This is a genomic window from Mycobacterium sp. Aquia_213 (assembly GCF_026625985.1).
GTDB lineage: Bacteria > Actinomycetota > Actinomycetes > Mycobacteriales > Mycobacteriaceae > Mycobacterium.
The window spans coordinates 267,111-287,903 of record NZ_CP113116.1; the positions used below are offsets into that span (position 1 = coordinate 267,111).

The following is a 20,793-nucleotide window of genomic DNA, read 5'->3' on the forward strand; positions in this document are numbered from 1 at the left end:
TCTCGCCCACCCTCGTCAGAAAGGACAGACCATGAGTCTGCTCACCATTACCAAACTCAGCGACTCCGTCGGCGCCGAAGTCACCGGCCTGGATCCCGCCCACCTGGCCGCCGACGACCCCGTCGGTGAGACCATCCTGGATGCGTTGGAGGACAACGGTGTTCTGGTCTTTCGTGGGCTGCATCTCGACCCCGAGGCCCAGGTCGCGTTCTGCCACCGCCTCGGCGCGATCGACTACTCCTCGGACGGTCACCACCCCGTCGCCGGCATCTACCCGGTCACACTGGACAAATCAAAGAACTCCTCGGCGGCCTACCTGAAGGCGACGTTCGACTGGCATATCGACGGCTGCACGCCCACCGGCGACGACTACCCGCAAAAAGCCACCGTCCTGTCCGCCAAGCAGGTGGCCGAGCGCGGCGGTGAAACCGAATTCGCCTCCTCCTACGCCGCCTACGATGCGCTGACCGACGACGAGAAAGAGCGGTACGGCGCGTTGCGCGTGGTGCATTCGTTGGAGGCCTCCCAGCGGCGCATCACCCCCGACCCCACCCCGAAGCAGTTGGCGCAGTGGCGGTCCCGGCGCACCCACGAACACCCGTTGGTGTGGACGCACCGCAGCGGCCGTAAGTCGTTGGTGCTGGGGGCTTCTGCCGACTACGTGGTGGGCATGGACCTCGAGGAAGGCCGCGCGCTGTTGACCGAACTGCTCGACCGGGCCACGGTGCCCGGCAAGGTGTACAGCCACAACTGGTCGATCGGCGACACCGTCATCTGGGACAACCGCGGTGTGCTGCACCGGGCCGCTCCGTATGACCCCGACTCGCAGCGCGAAATGCTGCGGACGACCGTGCTGGGTGATGAGCCGATCCAGTAGATGACCGACCAACACCCGCTGCGGCTGACCCCGCTGCCGGCCGACGAATGGGACGACCGCAGCCGCCGGGCGATCGCCTCCCTGATCCCCGCCGAGCGGGCCAACCCCGCGGGCGCCGGCAATATCTTGTCGACCTTGGTGCGCCATCCCGACCTGACGCGGGCATATCTGCCGTTCAACACCTACCTGCTCAACGGCTCCACGTTGACGCCGCGGGTACGCGAGGTGGCCCTGCTGCGGGTGGTGCACCGTAGGAACTGCGACTACCTGTGGTCGCATCACCTCCCGATCGCGCACCGGGCGGGATTGAGCGCCGCCGAGACCGACGCCATTCGTGACGGGCAACTCGCCGCCGACGCCGACCAGTCGGTGCTGGTCGCGGTCGACGATCTGGTGGATACCGGCACCGTTTCGACACCGGTGTGGGACGAGTTGGGCCGCCACTTCACCGATCCCGAACGCATGGATCTGGTGTTCACCATCGGGGGCTACTGCCTGCTGGCCATGGCGGTCAACGCTTTTGGCGTAGAAGATGAGGAACTGTGACACCGTCTTCGTCAGAGACCGAGCTGTTCCTTTCCACCGCCCGCGCGTTTCTGGACCAGCACGCGACGTTGACCCACCAACGCGCGCTGCGCGCCGCGGACCGTCCCGTCGACACCGCATGGTGGAAGCAGGCGTCCGAGCTGGGCTGGGCCGGCTTGTTGGTGCCCGAGGAACTCGGCGGCGGCAACGTTTCCGGCAGCGGGCTGCACGACCTGGCGGCAATCGCCGAACTGACCGGACACACGGTCGCACCGGGACCGCTGCATCCGGTGAGCACCGTGCTGGCCGGGCTCGTCGATGCCGAGAACCACGCCGATCACGGCGCAACCATCCAGGCACTCGCCGCGGGCGCGGCGGTGGCGACATGGGCGGTCGACGAACCCGGGCGCGGTTTCGACCCGGCCGCGCCCACGCTCACCGCGACCGCCACTGCAGCGGGCTATCGCCTCGACGGGGTCAAGGATCGGGTTGAGGCGGGTGCGGAAGCCGACCTGCTCCTGGTGACTGCCCGTGCCGAAGACGGCGTGCGCCAGTTCCTGATCCGCGCCGACGCCACCGGCGTGACGGTTCGGCCCCAACGCTGCGTCGATATGGTGAAGCGTTACGCCCGAATCGAATTCGACGGTGTTGTGGCCGACGGCGCGGCGCAGGTGGGCTCGCTCGCCGAGACCCAAGCCCTGATCGACCGGCAGAGTCAGGTGGCCATGGTGCTGCAGTGCGCCGAGACCGTCGGAATCCTCGAAACTGTGCTCGCGCTGACGATCGAGTGGACTCGCGACCGTTACAGCTTCGGCCGGCCGTTGGGGTCCTATCAGGCGATCAAACACCGACTCGCGGACATGACGATGTGGCTGCACGCCAGCCGCGGCATCACCGCCCGGGCGGTCGAGCGGGTGGCCACTCGTGCCGGCGATGCCGCGCTCTGGGTCAGCGCGGCCAAGTCCTACCTCGGCGAGCACGCCGGGCCGCTGGTGCAGGACTGCGTACAGCTGCATGGTGGTATCGGCGTCACCTGGGAACACGACCTGCACTTGTTCCTGCGTCGAATCACCCTGTACCGCAGCCTTTTCGGCACTCCGACCGAGCATCATCAAGCCATCTACCGATACGTCAGGAGCGGGGGGCCGGCCGCATGACCGAGACGGTAGCCGAATTCGCCACCCGGGCACGGGCGTGGCTCGCCGACAATATGCCGCGGGTGGATCCCGACAATCCGCCCCTCGGTGCCCGCGATGATGAACACGCGTGGCAGCGCGCCCGCGAATTGCAACAACTTCTCCACGCCGGTGGATTCGCCGGGATCTGCTTCCCCCGCGAATACGGGGGACTCGGCCTCGACGTTGCCTATCAGCAGGCCTTCGACGCCGAGACCGACGGCTATGAGATGCCGCTGATTCTCAACGTCCCCACCTTCACGATCTGTTGTGCGACTCTGCTGGACGTCGGCACCGAAGACCAGAAGCACCAACATATTTCGGCAGCCTTGCGCGGCGAGGAGGTGTTGGTCCAACTACTTTCCGAGCCGGGGGGCGGATCGGATCTGGCGGGACTGATCACCCGCGCCGAGCATGACGGCCAGGGCTGGATCGTCAACGGCGCCAAGACCTGGAGCACCAGCGCCTTCGCCGCGGACTACGGGCTGCTGCTGGCTCGGACCGACCCGACGGTGCCCAAGCACGATGGGCTCACCATGTTCCTGATGCCGATTCACGCACCGGGCGTGACGCTGCGGCGCATCGAGCAGGTGGACGGTTCCAACGAATTCTGCGAGGAATTCTTCGACGGGCTCCGCCTGGATGACTCCGCGGTCGTCGGTGAGGTCAACAAGGGCTGGGAAGCTGCGGGGCGACTGCTGTTTCACGAACGCCGAGCCGTCGGACAGGGTTCGGAGTTCGCCAGCGGCCGGGGCCGCGAGCGGTCGGAGGATTCCTACTCCGACTACTTCGCCCTCGCCGAGGCGGCAGGCAAGGCGGACGATCCGTTGACACAGGACAAGATTGGCCGGGTACTGGCCCGCAGGATGGTGCGCGACGGCCTCGTCGAACACGTTGCCGCCGCGATGCGCGACGGCACACTACCGCCCGCAGCCGGCTCGATCATCCGGCTCTTCCACTCCGATGTGACCTTCCTACAGGTCGACACCGCCCTCGATATCGTCGGTGCCCTCGGCGTCGTCGACGATGATCACGAATTGCTGAAGGTCGGGGAGCGCTACCTGGCCCGTCAAACCGTCGCGCTGGGCGGCGGCAGTGATGAGATGGCCCGCAACGTGATTGGGGACCGGGTGCTCGGCCTGCCCCGCGAATACGCCGCCGACCGCGGGGTCCCGTTCAACCAGGTGCGGCACAACAAGTCCCGGTAGCAGACGGGTGGCTCGCAGGCTGTTCTGAGTGGGACTTGCGGCCACCTGGAATACCGAGTGCATCCGCCTATGAGATCAAATTGTCTCGTTTGAGACAGTTTTGTCTTAAGCCGTGTAGGATCGTGGCATGGCAATGGACCGTGAAAGAGTGTTACGTGCCGCGGCGGACTTCCTTGGTCGCCGTCCGAACGCAACCCAGGATGAGATCGCGGCGGCCGTCGGCGTCAGCCGTGCGACTCTGCATCGCTACTTCTCGGGGCGCGCGGCACTCCTGGAGGCCCTCGACCAGTTTGCGATTGCACACTTGCGTGAGGCTCTGAAAACCGCCTGCTGGACAGAGGGCTCGGCGGCAGATGCGTTACGGCGCTTGGTGACCGCATGCGAACCGGTGTCTGGATACCTCACATTGCTCTATACGCAGAGTCAGGACTTTGAGGCCAATCAGCCCAAGCAAGCGTGGGCGGAAATCGACGCTGAGGTAAGGGAACTGTTCCTGCGCGGTCAGCGGGAAGGCGAATTTCGCCCCGATATGAATGCCTTCTGGCTGACCGAGGCGTTTTTCAGCCTGATGGCCGGCGCGGCGTGGGTGGTCCAGGTCGGCGGCGCCGGACGGCGCGAACTTGCCGATATGGTCACCGACTTGCTGCTACATGGTGTGAGCCGGTCATGAGGCGATCTTGGCTGGCGCTGGGTGTGCTCACCCTCGCGGTCGTGCTGATCGGTGTCGACGGCACGGTTCTGGCTCTCGCCCTTCCGTTCATCGGTAGGGATCTCGCGCCAGGGGCAACGCACGTGTTGTGGATCGGCGACATCTACTCGTTCGTACTGGCGGGTCTGCTCGTCACGATGGGCAGCCTGGGCGATCGCATTGGCCACAAGAAGCTATTGCTCACCGGGGCAACCGCTTTCGCCGTTATCTCGGTCGCGACGGCATACGCCCCGACTGCCGGGATGCTGATTGGTGCGCGGGCGTTGCTGGGTGTTGCCGGGGCGACGCTGGCGCCGTCGACCCTGGCATTGATCCGCGCCCTGTTTGCGCAGCCTCGGGAACGCAGTGTGGCCGTGGGCATCTGGGCCTCCGCATTCTCGGCGGGCGCTGCTTTGGGTCCGGTGGTGGGCGGGCTGCTGCTGGAGCATTTCTGGTGGGGTTCGGTGTTCTTGATCAATGTCCCGGTGAGTGTCGTGGTGTTGGTTGGTGGCGTGGTGCTATTGCCTGAACAGACCAACCCAAAGCCGGGGCCGTGGGACTTGCCCAGCGTTGGGCTATGGCTCATCGGCATGCTCGGCCTCGTCTATGCGGTCAAGGAAGTGGTCGCTCATGGGTTCCGTGTCGAGGTCGTGGCGGTAGGTGGCGTCGGGGCCGCGGCGCTGGTGCTATTCGTCCGGGGGCAGTTCAGGGTGCCCACCCCGCTGATCGAATTGCGGCTGTTCCGCAATCGCACATTCGCGGCGGTGATCGTCGCCAATCTGCTTGCGGTGCTGGGCCTTTCAGGCGTCGTGTACTTCTTGTCGCAGTTCTTCCAGCTTGTTATGGGATATCACCCGCTGAAAGCCGGGCTGGCCGAGCTCCCGGCAGCAGTGAGCGCGACGTTGTTCGGCGTGCTGGCCGGGGTAGCAATCTGCTATTGGTCGCAGCGCGTAGTTCTTTCGATCGGCCTGACTCTTGTTGGGTTCGCGATGGCGTCGCTGACGCTGATCACCGCGGCCACCTCCTACCCGCGACTCGGTATCGCCCTTCTTGTCCTCGGTGTTGGCCTCGGCCTGACCTTCACCGCGGCCAGCGACGCCATCCTCACCAGCGTTCCGCCAGAGCGAGCGGGCGCCGCGGCGGCGATGTCCGAGACCGGCTACGAGCTGGGCATGGCGTTGGGTATCGCGACGCTCGGCTCCGTCGTGACGGGCGTGTACCACGCTCTGACGATTCCGCCCGGCGCATCCGATGCGGTCGCCTCGAATGCCGGGGATTCGCTTCCCTATGCTGTCGAAGCGGCAAAGCACCTTCCCGCCGACCAGGCACTAGCTACGCTGACGGCCGCAAAGAATGCCTTTAGTAGCGGCCTGGCCATCGCCGCGGGTATCGGTGCCGTATTGCTGCTGGTGTCGGCAGCCGCGACTTGGCTGCTGCTGAAGCCGCCGACGGCGCAAACACCCGCAGCCCGAGGGAGTGCTGGTACTTGCGGACGTCGCCCCCGAAACCCACCTGTTCCGCCAATTGCTCCTGCTGCTCATCGCGTAACCGACGTCCGACGCCAAGGTTTCCCCCGTAAAGACGGTGTGGGAAGAATTGGGGGCGCCGAATCGACGGATATGCCTCATGCCAGGAGTTCCTGCGATGGAAGTTCTTGCAGTCGTGGGCAGTTCGCTGCAGGGAGTTCGTGCCGTCTGATCTTTTCCCGGCAGCATCTGGTCTCGGAACGAGACTCCATGGTCTCGCCCATTCGCCCATTCGCGAATTTCGCGACCCAGAAATCCATTCGGGGCTACTGTTCGCGGCATAACCTGCCGCGGCAGGTCGGATGTTTCATGAAGGCGACAGCCACCAAGCCCGGTGACGTCGATTCGCTCGCGACTATGTCCGAGGTGATTGAATGAACTCTACTGCTGCAGGACCGGCCGCGCTGACTGGACGTGTCGTTCGTCCTGGTGATGCCGAATACTCCGTTGCCAGTGCCGGTTTCAACCTGCTCTTCACTCATGGGCCCGCGGTGATCGTCTTTGCCCAGACGACGCAGGACGTCGTCAACGCGCTGGCGTGGGCCCGGCACAACGACGTCGTGCCCCGGGTGCGCTCCGGTCGGCACGCTCTGGAGGGCTGGTCCAACGTCAACGATGGCATCGTGATCGACGTCAGCGACATGAAGTCGGCAACCATCGATACGGCGTCGAACACAGCGACCGTCGGTGCCGGGCTCAATCAGCTGGAAGCCGTGACCGAACTCGGCAAGGCCGGGGTTGCGACGCCGACCGGCACCGAAGGAAGCGTCGGCTTGGTCGGCGCGACACTCGGCGGCGGCTTCGGACTACTCACGCGCACCTTGGGCATGTCATCCGACAACCTGTTGGCGGCCGAGATCGTTATCGCTTCCAAGAGCGGCGGGGCCGAGGCCGTCATCGCCGACGAGACCAACAATCCAGATCTGCTCTGGGCGCTGCGCGGCGCGGGCAACGGCAACTTTGGAATCGTCACCTCACTGACCTACCGGATACACCCCTTGTCACACGTCACCTACGTCACCGCCAAGTGGCCCGGGATGGACGACCTGCCGGCGGTGTTCGACGCCTGGCAGCGCTCGGCTCCTTACGCCGACGACCGGCTGACCAGTCAGCTCGAGATAGGCCGCGAAGAGATCGCGCTGCTGGGTGTCCTCGCAGCCGGTTCCGAGGCGGAGGCGACGCAGCTGCTGGCACCCGTCCTGTCGGTCGGCATTCCCGATGTGTCGATGACGAACGCGAGCTGGTCCGACACCTACGCGGCATTCCAGATCCCGATGACCGAGGAGCCGGCGAACCATAAGTTCTCCTCGCAGTTCGTCTCGGAGCCGTTCCCCGCGGAAGCCATCAACACGATCGGCTCGTTCCTGGCGAAAGCGCCTGCCGGCTGCAATTACTTCACCAATGCGTTCGGCGGAATGGTCACCGGAAGTGAGCCTCCCGGCGGGTCGGCTTTCGCTCACCGCGACGCGTTGTTCTACGCCGAGCCGGGCGCGGGCTGGGGTACCCGCGGTGACGGGATGTCTCCCGAGGCCAACCCGCTGACGGAGCCGTCCCTGGCATGGGTTGCCGAGTTCGCCGAGGCAATGGAGCCGTATGGGACAGGCGCCTACGTCAACGTGCCGAACGCCGGCATGGCGGACTGGGAGACCGCGTATTGGGGTGCCAACGTCGAGCGACTGCGCACGATCAAGGCGAAATACGACCCGGACAATGTCTTTCGCTTCGAGCAGAGCATTCCGCCGGCGACGTAGCCACCCACTCACTGCGAAACCCTGAACGAGAGGTTGGGCGAAACTGATGACCCAAATGAAGACGGGTAACGAGGTCGCCGACGAATTCTGCGAAGACTGCGGGTACCAGCCGGAGCTGAAGCGGGCGCTGAACGGTTTCCAGATGTTCGCCATCGCGTTCGCGTCGATGTCGGTGGTGATGGGCGTCTTCTCCACCTACGACGACATGCTGCGGACCTCCGGGCCGGTGGGCATCTGGTTGTTCCCTGCTGTAGGGGTCGGACAACTGTTGGTGGCATTGGTCTACGCGCAGTTCTCCGCGCGGATACCGCTCAGCGGCGGTCCCTATGCGTGGGCATCACGGCTGGCTAACCCGAGGATCGGCTGGGCATTCGGTTGGATGGCCTTCCTCGGTGCCGTGACCGGCCCGGTGGCGATCGACATTGCGTTGGCAGAGCAGGTTTTGATGCCGCTGTTCAACATGGACGCCGACGAGACGACCGGGCGGGTGATCGCCGTGGGGCTCCTGGTGACCCAAGCCGCGCTGGCGATCGCGGCAACCCGCATCGTCGGCTGGGTCAACTCGCTGTCAGTGGGCGTCGAAATCGGCATCCTCGTCGTGCTGGGAATCGCGTTGGCGGTGGCGGTGGTGCTGTCGGGCGATGGCAAGACCGAGAACCTGTTTTCCCGCGGTGTCGCCGACGGCAACCCCGACTACTTCGCCATCGGCGGCGGTCTCATGGCGGCCACGCTGATGGGTCTGGCCACCCTCGTTGGCTTCGAGACCGCCCCGAACATGGCAGAAGAGGCCGCGGATCCCGTCCGAACCGTGCCGCGCGCGATGATCGGATCGGTGCTGGCCTCTGCCGTTTTGGGGTTCTTGTTCCTCGTTGTGTTGACGGTGTCGATCAAAGACCTCCCGGCGGCTTCCGCGAGCCATTCGTCGGTCGAGGAGATCATGCGTCAACAGTTCGGATCCGCGTTGGACAGGTTCTTCCTCGTCGCCATCGCTGTAGCGTTCTTCGGCGCCGCTCTGGTCTCGGTCGCTTCGACGTCGCGCTACATCTTCGCGATGTCACGCGACGGACGCTTTCCGGGGCATCAGGTGATGCAGCGCGTCGATGCGCGTACCCGGACCCCCATCCCAGCGACGCTTCTGGTGTTGGCTATCGGGGTTGTGCTGATGGTCGTGCTGCCGGGTGCGGCACTTATACAACTGGTCTCGACGGGTGCCATCGTAGGTATCTTGCTCTACATCATGACCATCAGTCTCTATCTGGCGGTGGGCCGGAAGATGGTGCGCGGCAAGGGCGGCTTCGACCTCGGGCGCTTCGATCGGCTCATCGCGGTCGCGGCGCTGGCCTGGGTGCTCCTTGCGCTGTTCATGGTGTTGGCCGCCAACACGACATTGGCGTCGCTATTGATCGTCGGGGGCCTGCTCGCTGTGGGTTTCGCCTACTTCCTCTACATGTGGAAGTTCGATCGCGAAGTGCTCGAGCGCGAACCGGGGGTACCTGATCTGATCTCTGATCCAGCCAAGTGACCGAAAAGCATTAGTCAGGTGTCACTGCGGTTGGCCAGTGCAGCAGGGGTTTTGACAGCAGCGGCTCTCCCAAGTTGACCCGGGGCAGAACCCACTTGCACATATTCGATGGCGATCGCGGTGAGCTGATGTTAACGATCGATCCCCCGCCGGTGCGAGCCATCACTGTTGCAGCTAGCGCCGTCAGCCGCGTCGGCCCTCTGGGGTACACGCCAATCACTTTGTCGAACAACGTCTCTGAGGTCTCCAGCAGCGACGGAGCCACGGGACTCATCCCGGCATTGTTCATCAGAGCGTCGAGCCGACCCCACCGCAGGACGGCGGCATCAATGACGGCGTCCACATATCGGCCAGGGCGCGGATTTGCAACAATTTCGCCAACGCCCGGATCGGCCACGAAGACCCCGGTTGTGAACTGCCTAGAGTCCGTTAACTGTGAGCATAAGTAAGGTCCGCGCATGTGCAGTCGCCTTGGCGGCCTTAACTCTGGGTATGTCGACCGGGGTAGCGCCGGCGCACGCCGAACTGGTCGCGATCCCGATGCCTCCTAAAGCCGTTACCAAGGTCACCCGCGAGGGGTATCAGGTTGAAATGCGCCTAGAGCGCGAGGCAGTGACGCCCACGCCCAACCTGGCTGGCGCCCCCAATTCCCACGAAGCATTCATAACCGTAACTGGAACCGTGACGGCTACCGGCGGCTCAAGCCCCATCACCGACAGCCTCCTTATCATCGGCTACCAGCTGGGGTGTCAGAACGATGTTTCGGCGGGCCTGCAGATCGGCGGAACCGGGGGCACCATCCCGAACGGAACGGTTAGTCTGACGCCGGGCAGCCCGAGCACCACGGACCTGGGTAACGCCGGCGGGGGGGCCGGGTTCGGCCAAACGGTGCTCCAGCCGGGCGTGATCGTGGATTTGCCATTGTCGAACATGACGCTCAACGACAAGGGGCAGGCAGCCCTTGATATTGAGGACCTCCACATCAAAGCCGACGCGTGCGGTGGTGATGTCACCATCCGGTCCCTCCTATATCTACGGATCTCCACCAAAGTCGCGCACACGCAATACGCCATCTTCGGCGACCCCATCAAGATTTGACGTTGCACCCACCCGGAGGAAAGTAGAAGATGACAGTCATAAAGCGGCAGATGACGGTGATGGCGTTGCGGCTGATTCCGGCAGCGGTTATCGGCGCGCTGTTGGCGCTCGCGCAGGCACCCGCCGCCGGCGCCGACCCGCCGCCGCCGGTCCCGCCGGCGCCCTTCCTCCCTAACACGGGGTTCATCCCCGGTGCCTACGGCTACTTGTACGGCGTCTATGTCACCCCGCCACCGGCGACCGTCGACGCCCGCGGGGTAAAGGCCAGCGCCTTTGGCGACCCAGACGCACAGGAGTTTGGCATGCCGGGCAGCAAACTCGGCAACAGCCCTCCGGTTGCCGGGTTCTTCACCGGTGCGAGCGCGCAGTACTACATCACCGCCGGCCAGACTGTGCTGCCCCCAGTCGTCAAGGGGCCCTATGCGATGGCCCTCAGCCCCGGCACCCCACCGGAGAATCCTGACGGCATTCCACCCGAAAAGCGTCCCGGGCCCGAATCGATCCAGCCCGGCCCTCAGTCCGTGGTCGTGCCCCCCGTCCTCGAAACCCCGGGCGGCAGGCCGTTTGGCGCAGGGGGTGGTGGCGGGGCTGGTGCTGGCTGATGGCCACCCGATCGACGGCTAGCCTGACCTTCTTCACGCACACGTGGTGCTGGCCCCGGATTAGCTTGGGAGAGGAAAGCTTTGTTCGAAGTTGAACCGAATGGCGGGCGTTTCCGGATCGCGATGGCCCCGATTAGGGGGCGATCACGTTGATCACTCGAATGGTGTTGTTAGCGGGAATGTAGCTCGGAGGTTGGCCTGTGCCCGAGCGGCCGGCAATCCTTGAGCTGAAACGGAGTTGGTGCGAAAATCATTGGCGCGGCACGGTTTTCATCCGATACTCCAGCGCTTTCAAGTTGTATCCGATTCCTCTCGGAGACGTCAACGAGAAAGCGCGGCGCATGTTTGCCCGCATAACGCTCATCGCGACAGCCGCAATCGCTACCACCACGATTGTTTCGCCATCCCCAGCGAACGCCGAACCGTTACGACCTGGGCCGCACTCCGCGATCGCTGACGTCGATTTGCCGGCCGGAACTGTCCAATGCATCGCATTTGGTTGCATTGATAGTCCAGCGAACATCGATCCTAGCTACGAGTGGTGGCGTTACACCGCACCCTACGACGAGGTCGTGGCCTTTCTGCAGGACCGTTTCACCACCGGGCGGCAGTACGACGCCCAAGGGGCGACGTGGTGGCATGGCTTGCCGCCGTGCTACGACATCAACCACCAAAGTCCGCCGTCGGGATGGACTACTGACTACGGCACCAGGTGGATCTGGTCTGATAACGCCAAGGCGCTCGTTGTCGCCATCGACAAGCCAGGACTCAAGACTGGTGCCGGCGATATCGTGCCTTTTGGCAGGATCTACGTGATATCGGTGGATTCTTCGGTGGGGGCCGTGTGTAATCGCGCGTGAACGCGCAGTCACGCTTTTATTGATCAGACCTGCTATTTTGTTGTTTAGCTGCCGGGAATCGAAACCGACTCTGTACCAAGGGTTTTAGCTTCTGAACTGCAGCTTCGCCACTTCTCTTTACGATTCAGTGGTTCTCAGTACCTGCGATTTCCGGCTTACTGCACCGCGCGGGTGATGCAGGCCCAAACCGATGCTGGTCGTCGTTGGCTGCGCGATTATTTACGGCGTACTGGTGGCCGCCAACCTGTTCCTCATATTGGAACTCGCGCATCCCTACGTCAGGGAAATCGCGACGTCACCGCAGCCGCTGCGAGACGTCGTGGTGGTGTTGTCGACACCGACGACCTAGGACGCCGATCGGGCCGTGCAGCAGGCTTGGTCGGGTTCGCGGCTGCCCGGTCCGAACGTGTCGGAGTCGGCCAGCACGGTGTAGACCTCCCAGCGTTCGCCAGCGGGTCCGGTGACCCAAACCTTGTCCTGGGCAGAGAAACAGCAGGTGGTGTTGATCTCTTCCTCGGTGAACAGCCCTTCGTCAGCGAGCCGGGCGATCTCGGTGTGCACCGTGTCGCTGTCGCCAACTTCGACGCCGAGATGGTTGAGCGTACCGCCGCGGCCGCGGTTCTCGATCAGGACCAGCTTGAGCGGGGGCTGGGCGATGGCGAAGTTCGCGTAGCCGGGTTTGACCTTGGCGGGTTCGGTGTGGAAAAGCTTGGAGTAGAAGGCGATTGCCTCGTCCAGATCATCGACGTTGAGGGCTAGCTGCACACGTGACATGGTGGTTCCTTTCTCCGGATCCGGTTATGGGGCCGAGGTGGCCGACAGGAGTTCGGCGATGAGGGCCGCGACGCGGTGGACGATGTCGTCGCGGATCGCGCGCACGGTTTCCAGCGGCTGGCCCGCAGGATCAGGCAGCTTCCAGTCGCGGTAGGACACCCCGGGAAAATACGGGCAGGTGTCTCCGCAGCCCATGGTGATCACGACGTCGCTGGACTGCACTGCCTCGCCGGTCAGGAGCTTGGGAAGCTGGGCGGTGATGTCGATGCCAAGTTCGGACATCGCCGCGATCACCGCGGGGTTGAGTTCATCGGCGGGTTCGGTTCCCGCGGAACGGACTTCGATACGTTCCCCGGCCAGATGCGTGACGAGTGCCGCGGCCATCTGAGAGCGACCGGCATTGTGGACACACACGAACAAGACACTGGGGTTGTCAGCCATCGCGGTTGCTCGAATCTGCGGTAGCCGGAAAGCTGAAGAGCCGGTGCCGAAGTGCCAGGGACAGGTAGACGAGACCAACGAGGACGGGGACTTCGATCAAGGGACCGACCACGCCGGCTAGAGCTTGCCCGGACGCGACGCCGTAGGTGCCGATCGCCACCGCGATGGCTAGTTCGAAGTTGTTACCGGCAGCGGTGAACGCCAATGTGGTGGTGCGGGCATAGCCGAGCCGCAGTGCCAATCCAAGGGCGTATCCGCCGGCCCACATGACCGCGAAGTAGCCCAATAGTGGGATCGCGATGCGGGCGACATCCCATGGGCGCGAGGTGATCTGGTGGCCCTGCAGGGCGAACAGGATGACGATCGTGAACAACAACCCGTACAGGGCCCACGGTCCGATGCGCGGAAGGAATCGAGTCTCGTACCACGAGCGGCCTTTGGCCCGTTCGCCCAGTCGGCGGGACAGGTACCCGGCGAGCAACGGAATGCCGAGAAAGATCAGCACGGATTTGGCAATGTGCCACGGGGAGATGGCGATGCCGGTTTGCGGCAGGCCCAGCCAGCCGGGCAGCACTGACAGATAGAACCAGCCCAGCACGGCGAACATCACGACTTGGAAGATCGAGTTGAGGGCGACCAGGACGGCGGCGGCTTCGCGGTCCCCGCACGCCAAGTCGTTCCAGATGATGACCATGGCGATGCAGCGGGCCAGCCCGACGATGATCAGACCGGTGCGGTATTCGGGAAGATCGGCGAGTAGCAGCCATGCCAAGGTGAACATCACTGCCGGGCCGACCAGCCAATTGAGTCCCAGCGAGGCGGCCAGGAGTTTGCGGTCGCTGGTGACCTCGCCGAGCCGGTCATAGCGGACCTTGGCCAGTACCGGGTACATCATCACCAACAGGCCCAACGCGATTGGCAGTGAAATGCCATCGACTTCAACGGTGCTCAGCGCAGATCCCAAACCGGGCACCAGCCGGCCGAGTAGTAGACCGGCGGCCATGGCCACCCCGATCCACAGGGGAAGCAGCCGGTCCAGGGTCGAAAGCCGGGCGACCGTCTGCGTGGTTGCAGGGCCTGACCTGGTCTCAATCACGGGCAGCGCCCCGGCGTCGTCGCGACCGAGTCTCCGACGTTCAAGGCCGACGAAAGTTGCTGCAATGCTGAGGGAATCACCCAGTAGTACACCCAGGTGCCCCGCCGCTCGCAGTCGATCAGACCGGCTGAGCGCAACAGTTTGAGGTGGTGGGAGATGGTTGGTTGGGAGACATCGAACGTCGATGAGATTTCACAAACGCAAGCCTCGCCGCCGGGATGGCTGGCGATCAGGCTCAACAACCGCAGGCGTACCGGGTCGCTGAGCGCTTTGAACATACCGGCCAAGGTTGCGGCCTGCGAATCTACTAGCGCGGCGACGCCCAGACTCGGGCAATACGTGACCGTCGCTTGATTCGACATTCTTCTATATAAACACATATCGAATCAGGTCGCCAGTATGAGCTGCCGCCGGAACCGGCTGGCTAGTCCGTCGAGCGCTTCTTTCGCCAATAGGGGCTCTTGACCGCTTCGAGAGCTTCGATCACATAGCGGTCCAGCGGCTGTCGGTTGGTCGACCGCAGTACCCACTGTTGGAAGGCGAAATCTGCTGCGGCAAAGGCAAGTTGGATCAGCAGCCCGGGCCGCATATCGGTTTCCGGATTGGTGCCCATGCGTTGCGCGACGAGCTTCATCGCCCGGTCCTTGTCGGCGGGAGTGTGGATCGTCGCCTTGTCGAGCAGGCCCGGTGCAACCAGCAGGGCCGCACGCCACTCCTCGCAGTCGGCGCGGTCGAACGACTGGGTCCGCGTGATGATGGCGTTGATCAGTGCGACATCGGGCGCCTCGGCGGCTGGTCGCTGCTCCAGGTGATTGACGATCGCGGCACCGCCATGGCGCACCGGCGCCAGCAGCAGCTCCTCCTTGGTCGGCACATGCCGGAAGAAGGTGCGCGGTGAAACGCCTGCGGCAGTGGCGATCTCCTCTGTGGTTACGGCGTCGTATCCGCGATCGACAAACAGCCGAAAAGCCGCTCGCCGGATATCGGCGCGGATCTGGGCGCGCTGACGATCACGTAGCGACTCGCCTTCGGCGTTCACCGGAAGCAGCCGATTCCACCGTCGACGTGGATGGTCTGACCGGTGATGAAAGTGGCGTCGCTGCCGAGCAGGAACGCCACCAGCGCGCCCACGTCGGTGCGGACGTCTCCGATGCGCTTCATCGGAACCCGCCCCACCGCCTTGTCGTACTCCTTGGGCGCGAACGACTTCCAGAACTTGACGCCGTCGGATTCGGCGAACGGGCAGATGACGTTGACGCGGATGTTGTCGCGGCCCCATTCCAGCGCCGCGACCTTGGACAGGCCGCGGATGCCTTCCTTGGCGGTGGCATAACCGCCCCACTTGGGTTCGCCACCGGTTCCCGTCCCCGAGCCGAGGTTGACGATCGAGCCGCCGCCGGCCTCGACCAGCAACGGATACACGGCCTGCATGAGCAGGAACGTAGCGCGAGGGCCGACGTCATGGCCGAGCGCGAAGTCCTCGAGGGTGATGTCGACGAACTTCTTGGGCTCGTTGGTGGCAATGGCATTGTTCACCAGCCCGTTCACGGAGCCGAAGGCATCCACCGCGGTCGCGGCGATGCGCGCCGCGCTGTCGGGATCACGCAGATCGGCGACCAGGCTTTCGACCGGGCCCAGTTCCTTGAGCTCGGTGCGTGTCGCTTCCAGGACATCGGCCTGTATGTCGACCAGCAATACCGAAGCGCCGCGTTCAAGCAGCGCCGTCGCGGTCCCCTTGCCTACCCCCTGAGCGGCGCCGGTGATGATCGCGACGTGGCCGCGCATCGAATCGGGATGGGTGTAACTCATCTGACGGGTCCCATCTGCAGCCGCACGCCGCGGTGCATCTCGTAGGTGCTGCGCACCCCGTCCGGCAATTCGATGAACTCCACCGGCGTCCCGTCCGGATCCTTCACGAAAAACATTCGGACCCCGCCGATCTCGAATGGCTCCTGGTCGGGGGTGCAACCGGCGTCGACGACGCGACGGTGGGTGTCATCGAGATCGGTCACCGACAACGACAGGTTGTGGATTCCGGTGATGCCCCGGCGCGCGGGCTTGTCTTCGGCAGGCTTGGTTCCCAGTGACAGCAGCTCGATCATCAGCCCGCCCAGTAAGCCGCCGACCACCCGGCCCTCCTGGTTACGGGTCGCGTGCAGGACCGCGTCGAAAGGTTCTCCGGAGATCAGGGATTCGAAAATGACCTCCATGCCGAGCACGTCCCGATAGAACGCGAGCGCGCGGTCCATGTCGGTAACGCCGACGACGAGGTGACAGAACGACACATCGGTGAGGACGCTTTCTCGGGTCACGATGTCCGCGCGAGATTGGGAGCCGGGCGCCCGGCGAACAGCGGCAGATCAAGGTAGGTCTTGATACCCGGCTCCGCGGCGCAGACATCGGGAATGGCGTTGATGCAATGGTTGGCGGTGACCACGACGCCCGGATTTTTGATCAGGCCTTCCGCGATCGTCTCCGGTTGCAGCCCCTTGAAGGTGAGCTTCACCGGCGGGTCGCCGGTGATCTCCACCTCGAACCGTTCGCCGATCCCACCGAAATTCCAAGCGGGATCCAGGTTTTCCTCACCCATCAGCCAGTTGACCGCCGCCTCGATCACCGGCTCGCCGTCGACAAGGGCCTGCCAGCGGAACCGGCGCGCGGCCACCTGTCCGGCCGTGATCGGGAAGGGGTCGTAGTCGATCGTGGCGGTCGCGACCGCGATCTCCTGAATGGTCCTGATGTTCGGCTCGATGCGAAATCCCATGTGGTCGGCGATCATTCGCACCGACTGTTTGAAGCCCGCCTCGAGCAGGCTGGCCATGGGTCCGTTCACGGCTTCCTCGGGGGTACCACCGAAGCCCATGATGTGGCGCACCACGTCCGGGGCGTTGTAGGTGCGGATGTCGGAGAACTCCTCGGAGCGCACGTGGGTGATAGCCGCCGACAGTCCGGAGATCGTCAGCGGGAAGCGCTCGGTGATGCCCCCGGGGTGGATCCCCGAACCATGCAGCGTCACACCGCTTTCCGCCGCCGCATCGGCGACGGCTTGGTGACGCTTGTTGCCCGGATCGGGGTAGACCCAGCCGACCGGAGTGACCACGTTCTTGCCGGACCGCAGGATCGCGATGACCTCGTCGTCGTTGGGCACCAGCGGGCTGTACATCACGCAGTCGGCGTCGAGCGCGAGGATCTCGTCGATGCTCGACGTGGCGGTGATGCCCAGGTCCTCAGTCCCGATGATTCGGCCGACGTCGACACCGTTCTTGTCGGCGCTGTGCACCCAGCAGCCGGCCAGCTCGAGCTGCGGGTGGTTGAGCACGCAGGAGATGGCGGCCTTGCCGACGCCCCCGGTCGCCCATTGAATGACACGAAGCTTGGCCGAACTACTCATCGGTGACCTTTCGATTGCGCGTCTTTACATGCCAACGATCGAACTGGCACAGTATGACCTGCTGACAGTCACTGTCAACAACGTCGCCGGTAGGAAGGCCTGTTCATGAGCGTCCTCGAGGGCAAGATCGCGATCGTCACCGGAACCAGCCGCGGCGTGGGAGTGGGCATCGCCCATGAACTGCTGCGCGCGGGCGCCACCGTCATCGGTTGTTCGCGCGGGCCGCTGGACACCATCCCGGGTGTCGACGCCGAATCGGAATGGGCACCACGTGCCTCGCAGCGCGTCTGCGATCAGGGTGACTGCGCATCGATCGACGCCTTCGTCGCCGACGTGGTCGCCACGCACGGCCGGGTCGACATCCTGGTCAACAACGCCGGCGGCACCGTCCCGGCGCCGCACGTGGAGAGCATTCCCGAACTCGTGCAACGCATTCAGGGCGCACCGCCCAGCGACGACGACTACGAACGCACCGCGCTGTTCCACGCGTTCGCGGTGCAGATGAACCTGATCAGCCCGCTCTGGTTCGCCATCCGCGCCTATCGGCAGATGTCGACCCAGGACGGCGTCGGCTGCATCATCAATATCTCGAGCGGCGCCGGGCACCCGGCCGGTTCGCCGACCCTGGTCTCCTACGGCGCGGCCAAGAGCGGCCTCAACCACCTCACCCGATCACTGGCCGAGGAGTGGGGACCGAAGGTGCGGGTCAACTGTGTGGCGCTGGGCCCCACGATGACCGAGAACTTCCGCTCGTTCGTGCTGCCCAAGGACGATCCCACCGGGGAGAAGTATTTCGCCGCCGTTCCAATGCGCCGTGCCGGCGAGCCCGCGGAGGTCGGACGCGTCTGCGTTTTCCTGGCCGGCGGGCAGGCCGACTTCGTCAACGGCACCACCATCGAAAGCGATGGCGGCATGATGCCCGGCGTGCTCTACGACGCGGGCCTCAAGACGATCACCGACCTGCTGTAGTCCTCAGCGGCGGCGTTTGGCTGGTTTTGAGTCGTCGCGCGCCCGGGCTTGGATACCGGTGAGCAGCATGTCGAGGGCCGTGTCGAAGTCGTCGCCCATCGTCGAACGCTGACTGGTCTCGGCCAGCGCGGCCAGGTGCGGATGCTCGGCGCCGGCGAGGTCGCCGATGCGCTGGGCGATCGCCGCATTGGATTGTTCGCGGTCGGCTGCGGCCAGCGGACCGGCCAATTCGACTTGGGCAGCGCCCATTACGAGACTCAGCACCCCGCGAAAGGCTGCGAGCGCATCGAGGTCGCTCAGTCCCGCGCGTCGGAGCGCCTCGACGAGGCGTTCGGCGGGAAGGTAGCCGACCGCCGAGACCGTGCGGCGCGTCAACACCAACGGCGCGGCATTGGGGTGTTGGCGCACTGTGCGCCAGATGGCCGTCGCGATCGCCTTGACGTCGGCACGCCAATCGTCGGACCGGCGTGGCAGCCGGACATCGGCGAGCACCGCTTCGGCGACGAGGCCTTCGAGCTGCTCGCGGTCTTTGACGTAGTTGTACAGCGTCATTGGCCCGGTACCCAATGCGGCCGCCAGCGATCGCATGCTCAGGCCCGCGAGCCCATCGTTGTCGACGATCTGGATCGCCTGCGCCCGTACTTCGGCGAGAGTAAATCGTGCTCGCATGAACGGCCGGCCTCCTCATCGTGTGCACGCATTGATACGTACGGTGTACGTAGGCTAAAACGTACGGTGTACGTATCTATGGAAGGATCTCACATGAGCGCTGTCCACGACACCACCAGGGTGTCCTTCATGTCGCGCGGCACCCGATGCGCGGGCTGGCTCACTCTTCCCGACGGCCCCGGTCCGCATCCGGGCCTGGTGCTGGCCCACGGCCTGGGCGCTACGCACGGCATGTCGCTGTCCCAATACGAGCAGCATTTCGCCAAATCCGGCGTCGCGACGCTGGCGTTCGACTATCGCTACACCGGCGAGTCCGACGGTGAACCCCGCCAGCAGTTCGGAATGCGCGCGCACCGACAGGACGTCGAGGCGGCGTGTGACTATCTGCGCGAGCACGGCAGTATCGACGCTTCCAGGCTGGGTTTGTGGGGGACCAGTCTGGGTGCGCTGCACGCACTGCAAGCGGCGGCGCACGGGGTCGAGGTCGCGGCGGTGGTGGTGCAATGCCCGATCGTGCACGGGCCGGGAACGCTTCAGCGCGGCGGCGTCCTGCCCGCCTTGCGGCTCACGCCCGCGATCGTCGCCGATGCCGTCAACCGGCTGCGGAAGGCGGGACGGACGTATGTGCCCATCGTCGGGCGGCCCCGGGACCGGGCCGCGGTTACGGTCGCGGGCGCGTTGGAGGGCTGGTACTCCACCGTCGAACCCGGATGCACGTTCGACAACCGCATGGCGGCGCTGGCCGTGCTCGGCATCGCGGCGGGCAGCGCCAAGCGTGGGGCAGCGAAAATCGAAGCGCCGCTGCTCGTTTGCATATCGGACCGGGAAACCTTGATGGACCCTCAGCACGCTGAAGACGTCGCCGCCGCGGCGCCGCGCGGCCTGGCGAGGCACTACGACGGCGACCACTTCCAGATCTATCACCCGCCGCTGCTGGCTGCGCTGCTCGACGATCAGACCACCTTCTTGCAGGAGCATCTCGGTGTCCCCGTCGGTTAAGGCGTTGCAAGACAACGACACCAGGCTCGTCGAATGGGCTCGGGGCATCACCACGGCGCAATGGGAGAAGCCGAGCCTGTGCACCGAGTGGACCAATCACGAGGTACTGGCCCACCTCGTCATCGGGTACGGGGTCGCGTTCTCCGCGGTTGCCACCAGCATGCTGCGTCATCGCGGCTCGTTCGATGCCGCCAACACCGAACTGGCCCGCGTCCTCGCGGACCAGCGCGGTCCGGACCAGTTGCTCGGCGACCTGGTGGCGCTGGGCGAACGCCCCCGGGGCATCGGGCGCCTCTTCCCGAAGCGGCTGCTGCTCGGCGACCACGTCGTCCACGAACTCGACATCACGTATGCGTTGGGTAAGGAGTCGGCGGTGCCGGTCTCGGCCGTCGTCGCGGTGCTCAACACTCAGGTGCGGGTGCCTAACCCGTTCGTGCCGGCGGCCGCGCGAGCCCGTGGCCTCAATCTTGTTGCCACCGATGCCGACTGGGCTCATCGCACCGACGGACCCACGGTCACCGGACAGGCCGCTCACCTGGCATCCGTGCTCGCGGGAAGACCCTGGGGGCTCTCGCATCTGCGTGGCGACGGCGTCGCGGTACTTTCTACTCGGATGTGAATC

22 protein-coding genes and 2 pseudogenes are annotated in these 20,793 nt (G+C 64.8%); 15 read left to right on the forward strand and 9 right to left on the reverse strand.

What is annotated here, in order from left to right; translation table 11 throughout:
- The first annotated feature begins 31 nt into the window (after window positions 1-31).
- The 8 genes from LMQ14_RS01260 (at window position 32) to LMQ14_RS01295 (ending at window position 9,272) form a co-directional block, all read left to right on the forward strand.
- Window positions 32-877, forward strand: coding sequence for a TauD/TfdA dioxygenase family protein (locus tag LMQ14_RS01260; RefSeq protein ID WP_267733068.1), 846 nt, complete (start codon window positions 32-34; stop codon window positions 875-877).
- Entirely contained in the window at window positions 878-1,423 is a 546-nt protein-coding gene (locus LMQ14_RS01265) for a carboxymuconolactone decarboxylase family protein (RefSeq protein WP_267733069.1), read from the forward strand.
- Window positions 1,420-2,559, forward strand: a complete 1,140-nt coding sequence (locus LMQ14_RS01270) for an acyl-CoA dehydrogenase family protein (protein WP_267733070.1) — start codon at window positions 1,420-1,422, stop codon at window positions 2,557-2,559. The genes LMQ14_RS01265 and LMQ14_RS01270 overlap by 4 nt, the downstream gene beginning before the upstream one ends.
- The gene (locus tag LMQ14_RS01275) at window positions 2,556-3,785 is read left to right on the forward strand and encodes an acyl-CoA dehydrogenase family protein (protein WP_267733071.1); all 1,230 of its coding nucleotides are present in this window, start codon (window positions 2,556-2,558) and stop codon (window positions 3,783-3,785) included. The genes LMQ14_RS01270 and LMQ14_RS01275 overlap by 4 nt, the downstream gene beginning before the upstream one ends.
- A gap of 127 nt (window positions 3,786-3,912) precedes the next feature.
- Window positions 3,913-4,455 (forward strand): TetR/AcrR family transcriptional regulator, encoded by a 543-nt coding sequence (locus LMQ14_RS01280; protein WP_267733072.1) that lies wholly within the window; start codon window positions 3,913-3,915, stop codon window positions 4,453-4,455.
- Window positions 4,452-6,377, forward strand: coding sequence for an MFS transporter (locus LMQ14_RS01285; RefSeq protein ID WP_324291144.1), 1,926 nt, complete (start codon window positions 4,452-4,454; stop codon window positions 6,375-6,377). The genes LMQ14_RS01280 and LMQ14_RS01285 overlap by 4 nt, the downstream gene beginning before the upstream one ends.
- Window positions 6,374-7,750 (forward strand): FAD-binding oxidoreductase, encoded by a 1,377-nt coding sequence (locus LMQ14_RS01290; RefSeq protein WP_267733073.1) that lies wholly within the window; start codon window positions 6,374-6,376, stop codon window positions 7,748-7,750. The genes LMQ14_RS01285 and LMQ14_RS01290 overlap by 4 nt, the downstream gene beginning before the upstream one ends.
- 46 nt (window positions 7,751-7,796) lie before the next feature.
- Entirely contained in the window at window positions 7,797-9,272 is a 1,476-nt protein-coding gene (locus LMQ14_RS01295; RefSeq protein ID WP_267733074.1) for an APC family permease, read from the forward strand.
- A gap of 121 nt (window positions 9,273-9,393) precedes the next feature.
- On the opposite strand, the pseudogene LMQ14_RS28115 reads toward LMQ14_RS01295, so the two are convergent.
- A pseudogene (locus LMQ14_RS28115) lies at window positions 9,394-9,579 on the reverse strand (SDR family NAD(P)-dependent oxidoreductase); the annotation flags it as partial.
- Window positions 9,580-9,764: 185 nt separating this feature from the next.
- Between LMQ14_RS28115 and LMQ14_RS01305 the strand changes: the two are divergent.
- The 4 genes from LMQ14_RS01305 (at window position 9,765) to LMQ14_RS01320 (ending at window position 12,181) form a co-directional block, all read left to right on the forward strand.
- Window positions 9,765-10,370 (forward strand): MspA family porin, encoded by a 606-nt coding sequence (locus LMQ14_RS01305; protein ID WP_267733075.1) that lies wholly within the window; start codon window positions 9,765-9,767, stop codon window positions 10,368-10,370.
- Window positions 10,371-10,399: 29 nt separating this feature from the next.
- On the forward strand, window positions 10,400-10,972 hold the full coding sequence (locus LMQ14_RS01310; protein ID WP_267733076.1) for a hypothetical protein: 573 nt from the start codon (window positions 10,400-10,402) through the stop codon (window positions 10,970-10,972).
- Between the two features lie 200 nt (window positions 10,973-11,172).
- Window positions 11,173-11,832 (forward strand): hypothetical protein, encoded by a 660-nt coding sequence (locus LMQ14_RS01315; RefSeq protein WP_267733077.1) that lies wholly within the window; start codon window positions 11,173-11,175, stop codon window positions 11,830-11,832.
- Between the two features lie 190 nt (window positions 11,833-12,022).
- Window positions 12,023-12,181 carry a hypothetical protein gene (locus LMQ14_RS01320; RefSeq protein WP_267735741.1) on the forward strand — a complete coding sequence of 53 codons (159 nt, stop codon included), beginning with the start codon at window positions 12,023-12,025 and terminating at the stop codon, window positions 12,179-12,181.
- Here LMQ14_RS01320 and LMQ14_RS01325 read toward each other — a convergent pair.
- From LMQ14_RS01325 to LMQ14_RS01355, 7 genes and pseudogenes are all read right to left on the reverse strand, one after another.
- Complete coding sequence (locus LMQ14_RS01325) at window positions 12,178-12,606, reverse strand: ArsI/CadI family heavy metal resistance metalloenzyme (RefSeq protein ID WP_267733078.1); 429 nt, start codon at window positions 12,604-12,606, stop codon at window positions 12,178-12,180. The two genes, LMQ14_RS01320 and LMQ14_RS01325, sit on opposite strands and share 4 nt — an antisense overlap.
- Before the next feature lie 24 nt (window positions 12,607-12,630).
- Window positions 12,631-14,143, reverse strand: a pseudogene (arsB, locus tag LMQ14_RS01330) (ACR3 family arsenite efflux transporter).
- A complete protein-coding gene (locus LMQ14_RS01335) occupies window positions 14,140-14,505 on the reverse strand; it encodes an ArsR/SmtB family transcription factor (protein WP_267733079.1) in 366 nt (121 codons plus the stop codon). Before LMQ14_RS01335 ends, arsB begins: the two are co-directional and overlap by 4 nt.
- Before the next feature lie 62 nt (window positions 14,506-14,567).
- Window positions 14,568-15,182, reverse strand: coding sequence for a TetR/AcrR family transcriptional regulator (locus LMQ14_RS01340; RefSeq protein WP_267733080.1), 615 nt, complete (start codon window positions 15,180-15,182; stop codon window positions 14,568-14,570).
- Window positions 15,179-15,952 carry an SDR family NAD(P)-dependent oxidoreductase gene (locus LMQ14_RS01345; protein WP_267733081.1) on the reverse strand — a complete coding sequence of 258 codons (774 nt, stop codon included), beginning with the start codon at window positions 15,950-15,952 and terminating at the stop codon, window positions 15,179-15,181. The genes LMQ14_RS01340 and LMQ14_RS01345 overlap by 4 nt, the downstream gene beginning before the upstream one ends.
- Window positions 15,949-16,392, reverse strand: a complete 444-nt coding sequence (locus LMQ14_RS01350; RefSeq protein WP_267735731.1) for a VOC family protein — start codon at window positions 16,390-16,392, stop codon at window positions 15,949-15,951. The genes LMQ14_RS01345 and LMQ14_RS01350 overlap by 4 nt, the downstream gene beginning before the upstream one ends.
- Window positions 16,393-16,451: 59 nt before the next feature.
- Window positions 16,452-17,534 (reverse strand): dihydrodipicolinate reductase, encoded by a 1,083-nt coding sequence (locus LMQ14_RS01355; protein ID WP_267733082.1) that lies wholly within the window; start codon window positions 17,532-17,534, stop codon window positions 16,452-16,454.
- 105 nt (window positions 17,535-17,639) lie between these two features.
- Between LMQ14_RS01355 and LMQ14_RS01360 the strand changes: the two genes are divergently transcribed.
- A complete protein-coding gene (locus LMQ14_RS01360; RefSeq protein ID WP_267733083.1) occupies window positions 17,640-18,503 on the forward strand; it encodes an SDR family NAD(P)-dependent oxidoreductase in 864 nt (287 codons plus the stop codon).
- A 3-nt stretch (window positions 18,504-18,506) separates the two neighbouring features.
- Here LMQ14_RS01360 and LMQ14_RS01365 read toward each other — a convergent pair whose 3' ends face one another.
- The gene (locus tag LMQ14_RS01365) at window positions 18,507-19,172 is read right to left on the reverse strand and encodes a TetR/AcrR family transcriptional regulator C-terminal domain-containing protein (RefSeq protein ID WP_267733084.1); all 666 of its coding nucleotides are present in this window, start codon (window positions 19,170-19,172) and stop codon (window positions 18,507-18,509) included.
- A 93-nt stretch (window positions 19,173-19,265) separates the two neighbouring features.
- On the opposite strand from LMQ14_RS01365, the gene LMQ14_RS01370 reads away from it, so the two are divergent.
- Complete coding sequence (locus LMQ14_RS01370) at window positions 19,266-20,171, forward strand: alpha/beta hydrolase (protein WP_267733085.1); 906 nt, start codon at window positions 19,266-19,268, stop codon at window positions 20,169-20,171.
- Entirely contained in the window at window positions 20,155-20,790 is a 636-nt protein-coding gene (locus tag LMQ14_RS01375; protein WP_267733086.1) for a maleylpyruvate isomerase family mycothiol-dependent enzyme, read from the forward strand. Before LMQ14_RS01370 ends, LMQ14_RS01375 begins: the two co-directional genes overlap by 17 nt.
- Window positions 20,791-20,793: the final 3 nt, after the last annotated feature.

Coding starts and splice junctions, on each gene's coding strand:
- LMQ14_RS01260 (WP_267733068.1), top strand. CDS start 32: ATGAGTCTGCTCACCATTACCAAACTCAGCGACTCCGTCGGCGCCGAA.
- LMQ14_RS01265 (WP_267733069.1), top strand. CDS start 878: ATGACCGACCAACACCCGCTGCGGCTGACCCCGCTGCCGGCCGACGAA.
- LMQ14_RS01275 (WP_267733071.1), top strand. CDS start 2,556: ATGACCGAGACGGTAGCCGAATTCGCCACCCGGGCACGGGCGTGGCTC.
- LMQ14_RS01280 (WP_267733072.1), top strand. CDS start 3,913: ATGGCAATGGACCGTGAAAGAGTGTTACGTGCCGCGGCGGACTTCCTT.
- LMQ14_RS01285 (WP_324291144.1), top strand. CDS start 4,452: ATGAGGCGATCTTGGCTGGCGCTGGGTGTGCTCACCCTCGCGGTCGTG.
- LMQ14_RS01290 (WP_267733073.1), top strand. CDS start 6,374: ATGAACTCTACTGCTGCAGGACCGGCCGCGCTGACTGGACGTGTCGTT.
- LMQ14_RS01295 (WP_267733074.1), top strand. CDS start 7,797: ATGACCCAAATGAAGACGGGTAACGAGGTCGCCGACGAATTCTGCGAA.
- LMQ14_RS01305 (WP_267733075.1), top strand. CDS start 9,765: ATGTCGACCGGGGTAGCGCCGGCGCACGCCGAACTGGTCGCGATCCCG.
- LMQ14_RS01310 (WP_267733076.1), top strand. CDS start 10,400: ATGACAGTCATAAAGCGGCAGATGACGGTGATGGCGTTGCGGCTGATT.
- LMQ14_RS01320 (WP_267735741.1), top strand. CDS start 12,023: ATGCTGGTCGTCGTTGGCTGCGCGATTATTTACGGCGTACTGGTGGCC.
- LMQ14_RS01325 (WP_267733078.1), bottom strand. CDS start 12,606: ATGTCACGTGTGCAGCTAGCCCTCAACGTCGATGATCTGGACGAGGCA.
- LMQ14_RS01335 (WP_267733079.1), bottom strand. CDS start 14,505: ATGTCGAATCAAGCGACGGTCACGTATTGCCCGAGTCTGGGCGTCGCC.
- LMQ14_RS01345 (WP_267733081.1), bottom strand. CDS start 15,952: ATGAGTTACACCCATCCCGATTCGATGCGCGGCCACGTCGCGATCATC.
- LMQ14_RS01350 (WP_267735731.1), bottom strand. CDS start 16,392: ATGGACCGCGCGCTCGCGTTCTATCGGGACGTGCTCGGCATGGAGGTC.
- LMQ14_RS01355 (WP_267733082.1), bottom strand. CDS start 17,534: ATGAGTAGTTCGGCCAAGCTTCGTGTCATTCAATGGGCGACCGGGGGC.
- LMQ14_RS01360 (WP_267733083.1), top strand. CDS start 17,640: ATGAGCGTCCTCGAGGGCAAGATCGCGATCGTCACCGGAACCAGCCGC.
- LMQ14_RS01365 (WP_267733084.1), bottom strand. CDS start 19,172: ATGCGAGCACGATTTACTCTCGCCGAAGTACGGGCGCAGGCGATCCAG.
- LMQ14_RS01370 (WP_267733085.1), top strand. CDS start 19,266: ATGAGCGCTGTCCACGACACCACCAGGGTGTCCTTCATGTCGCGCGGC.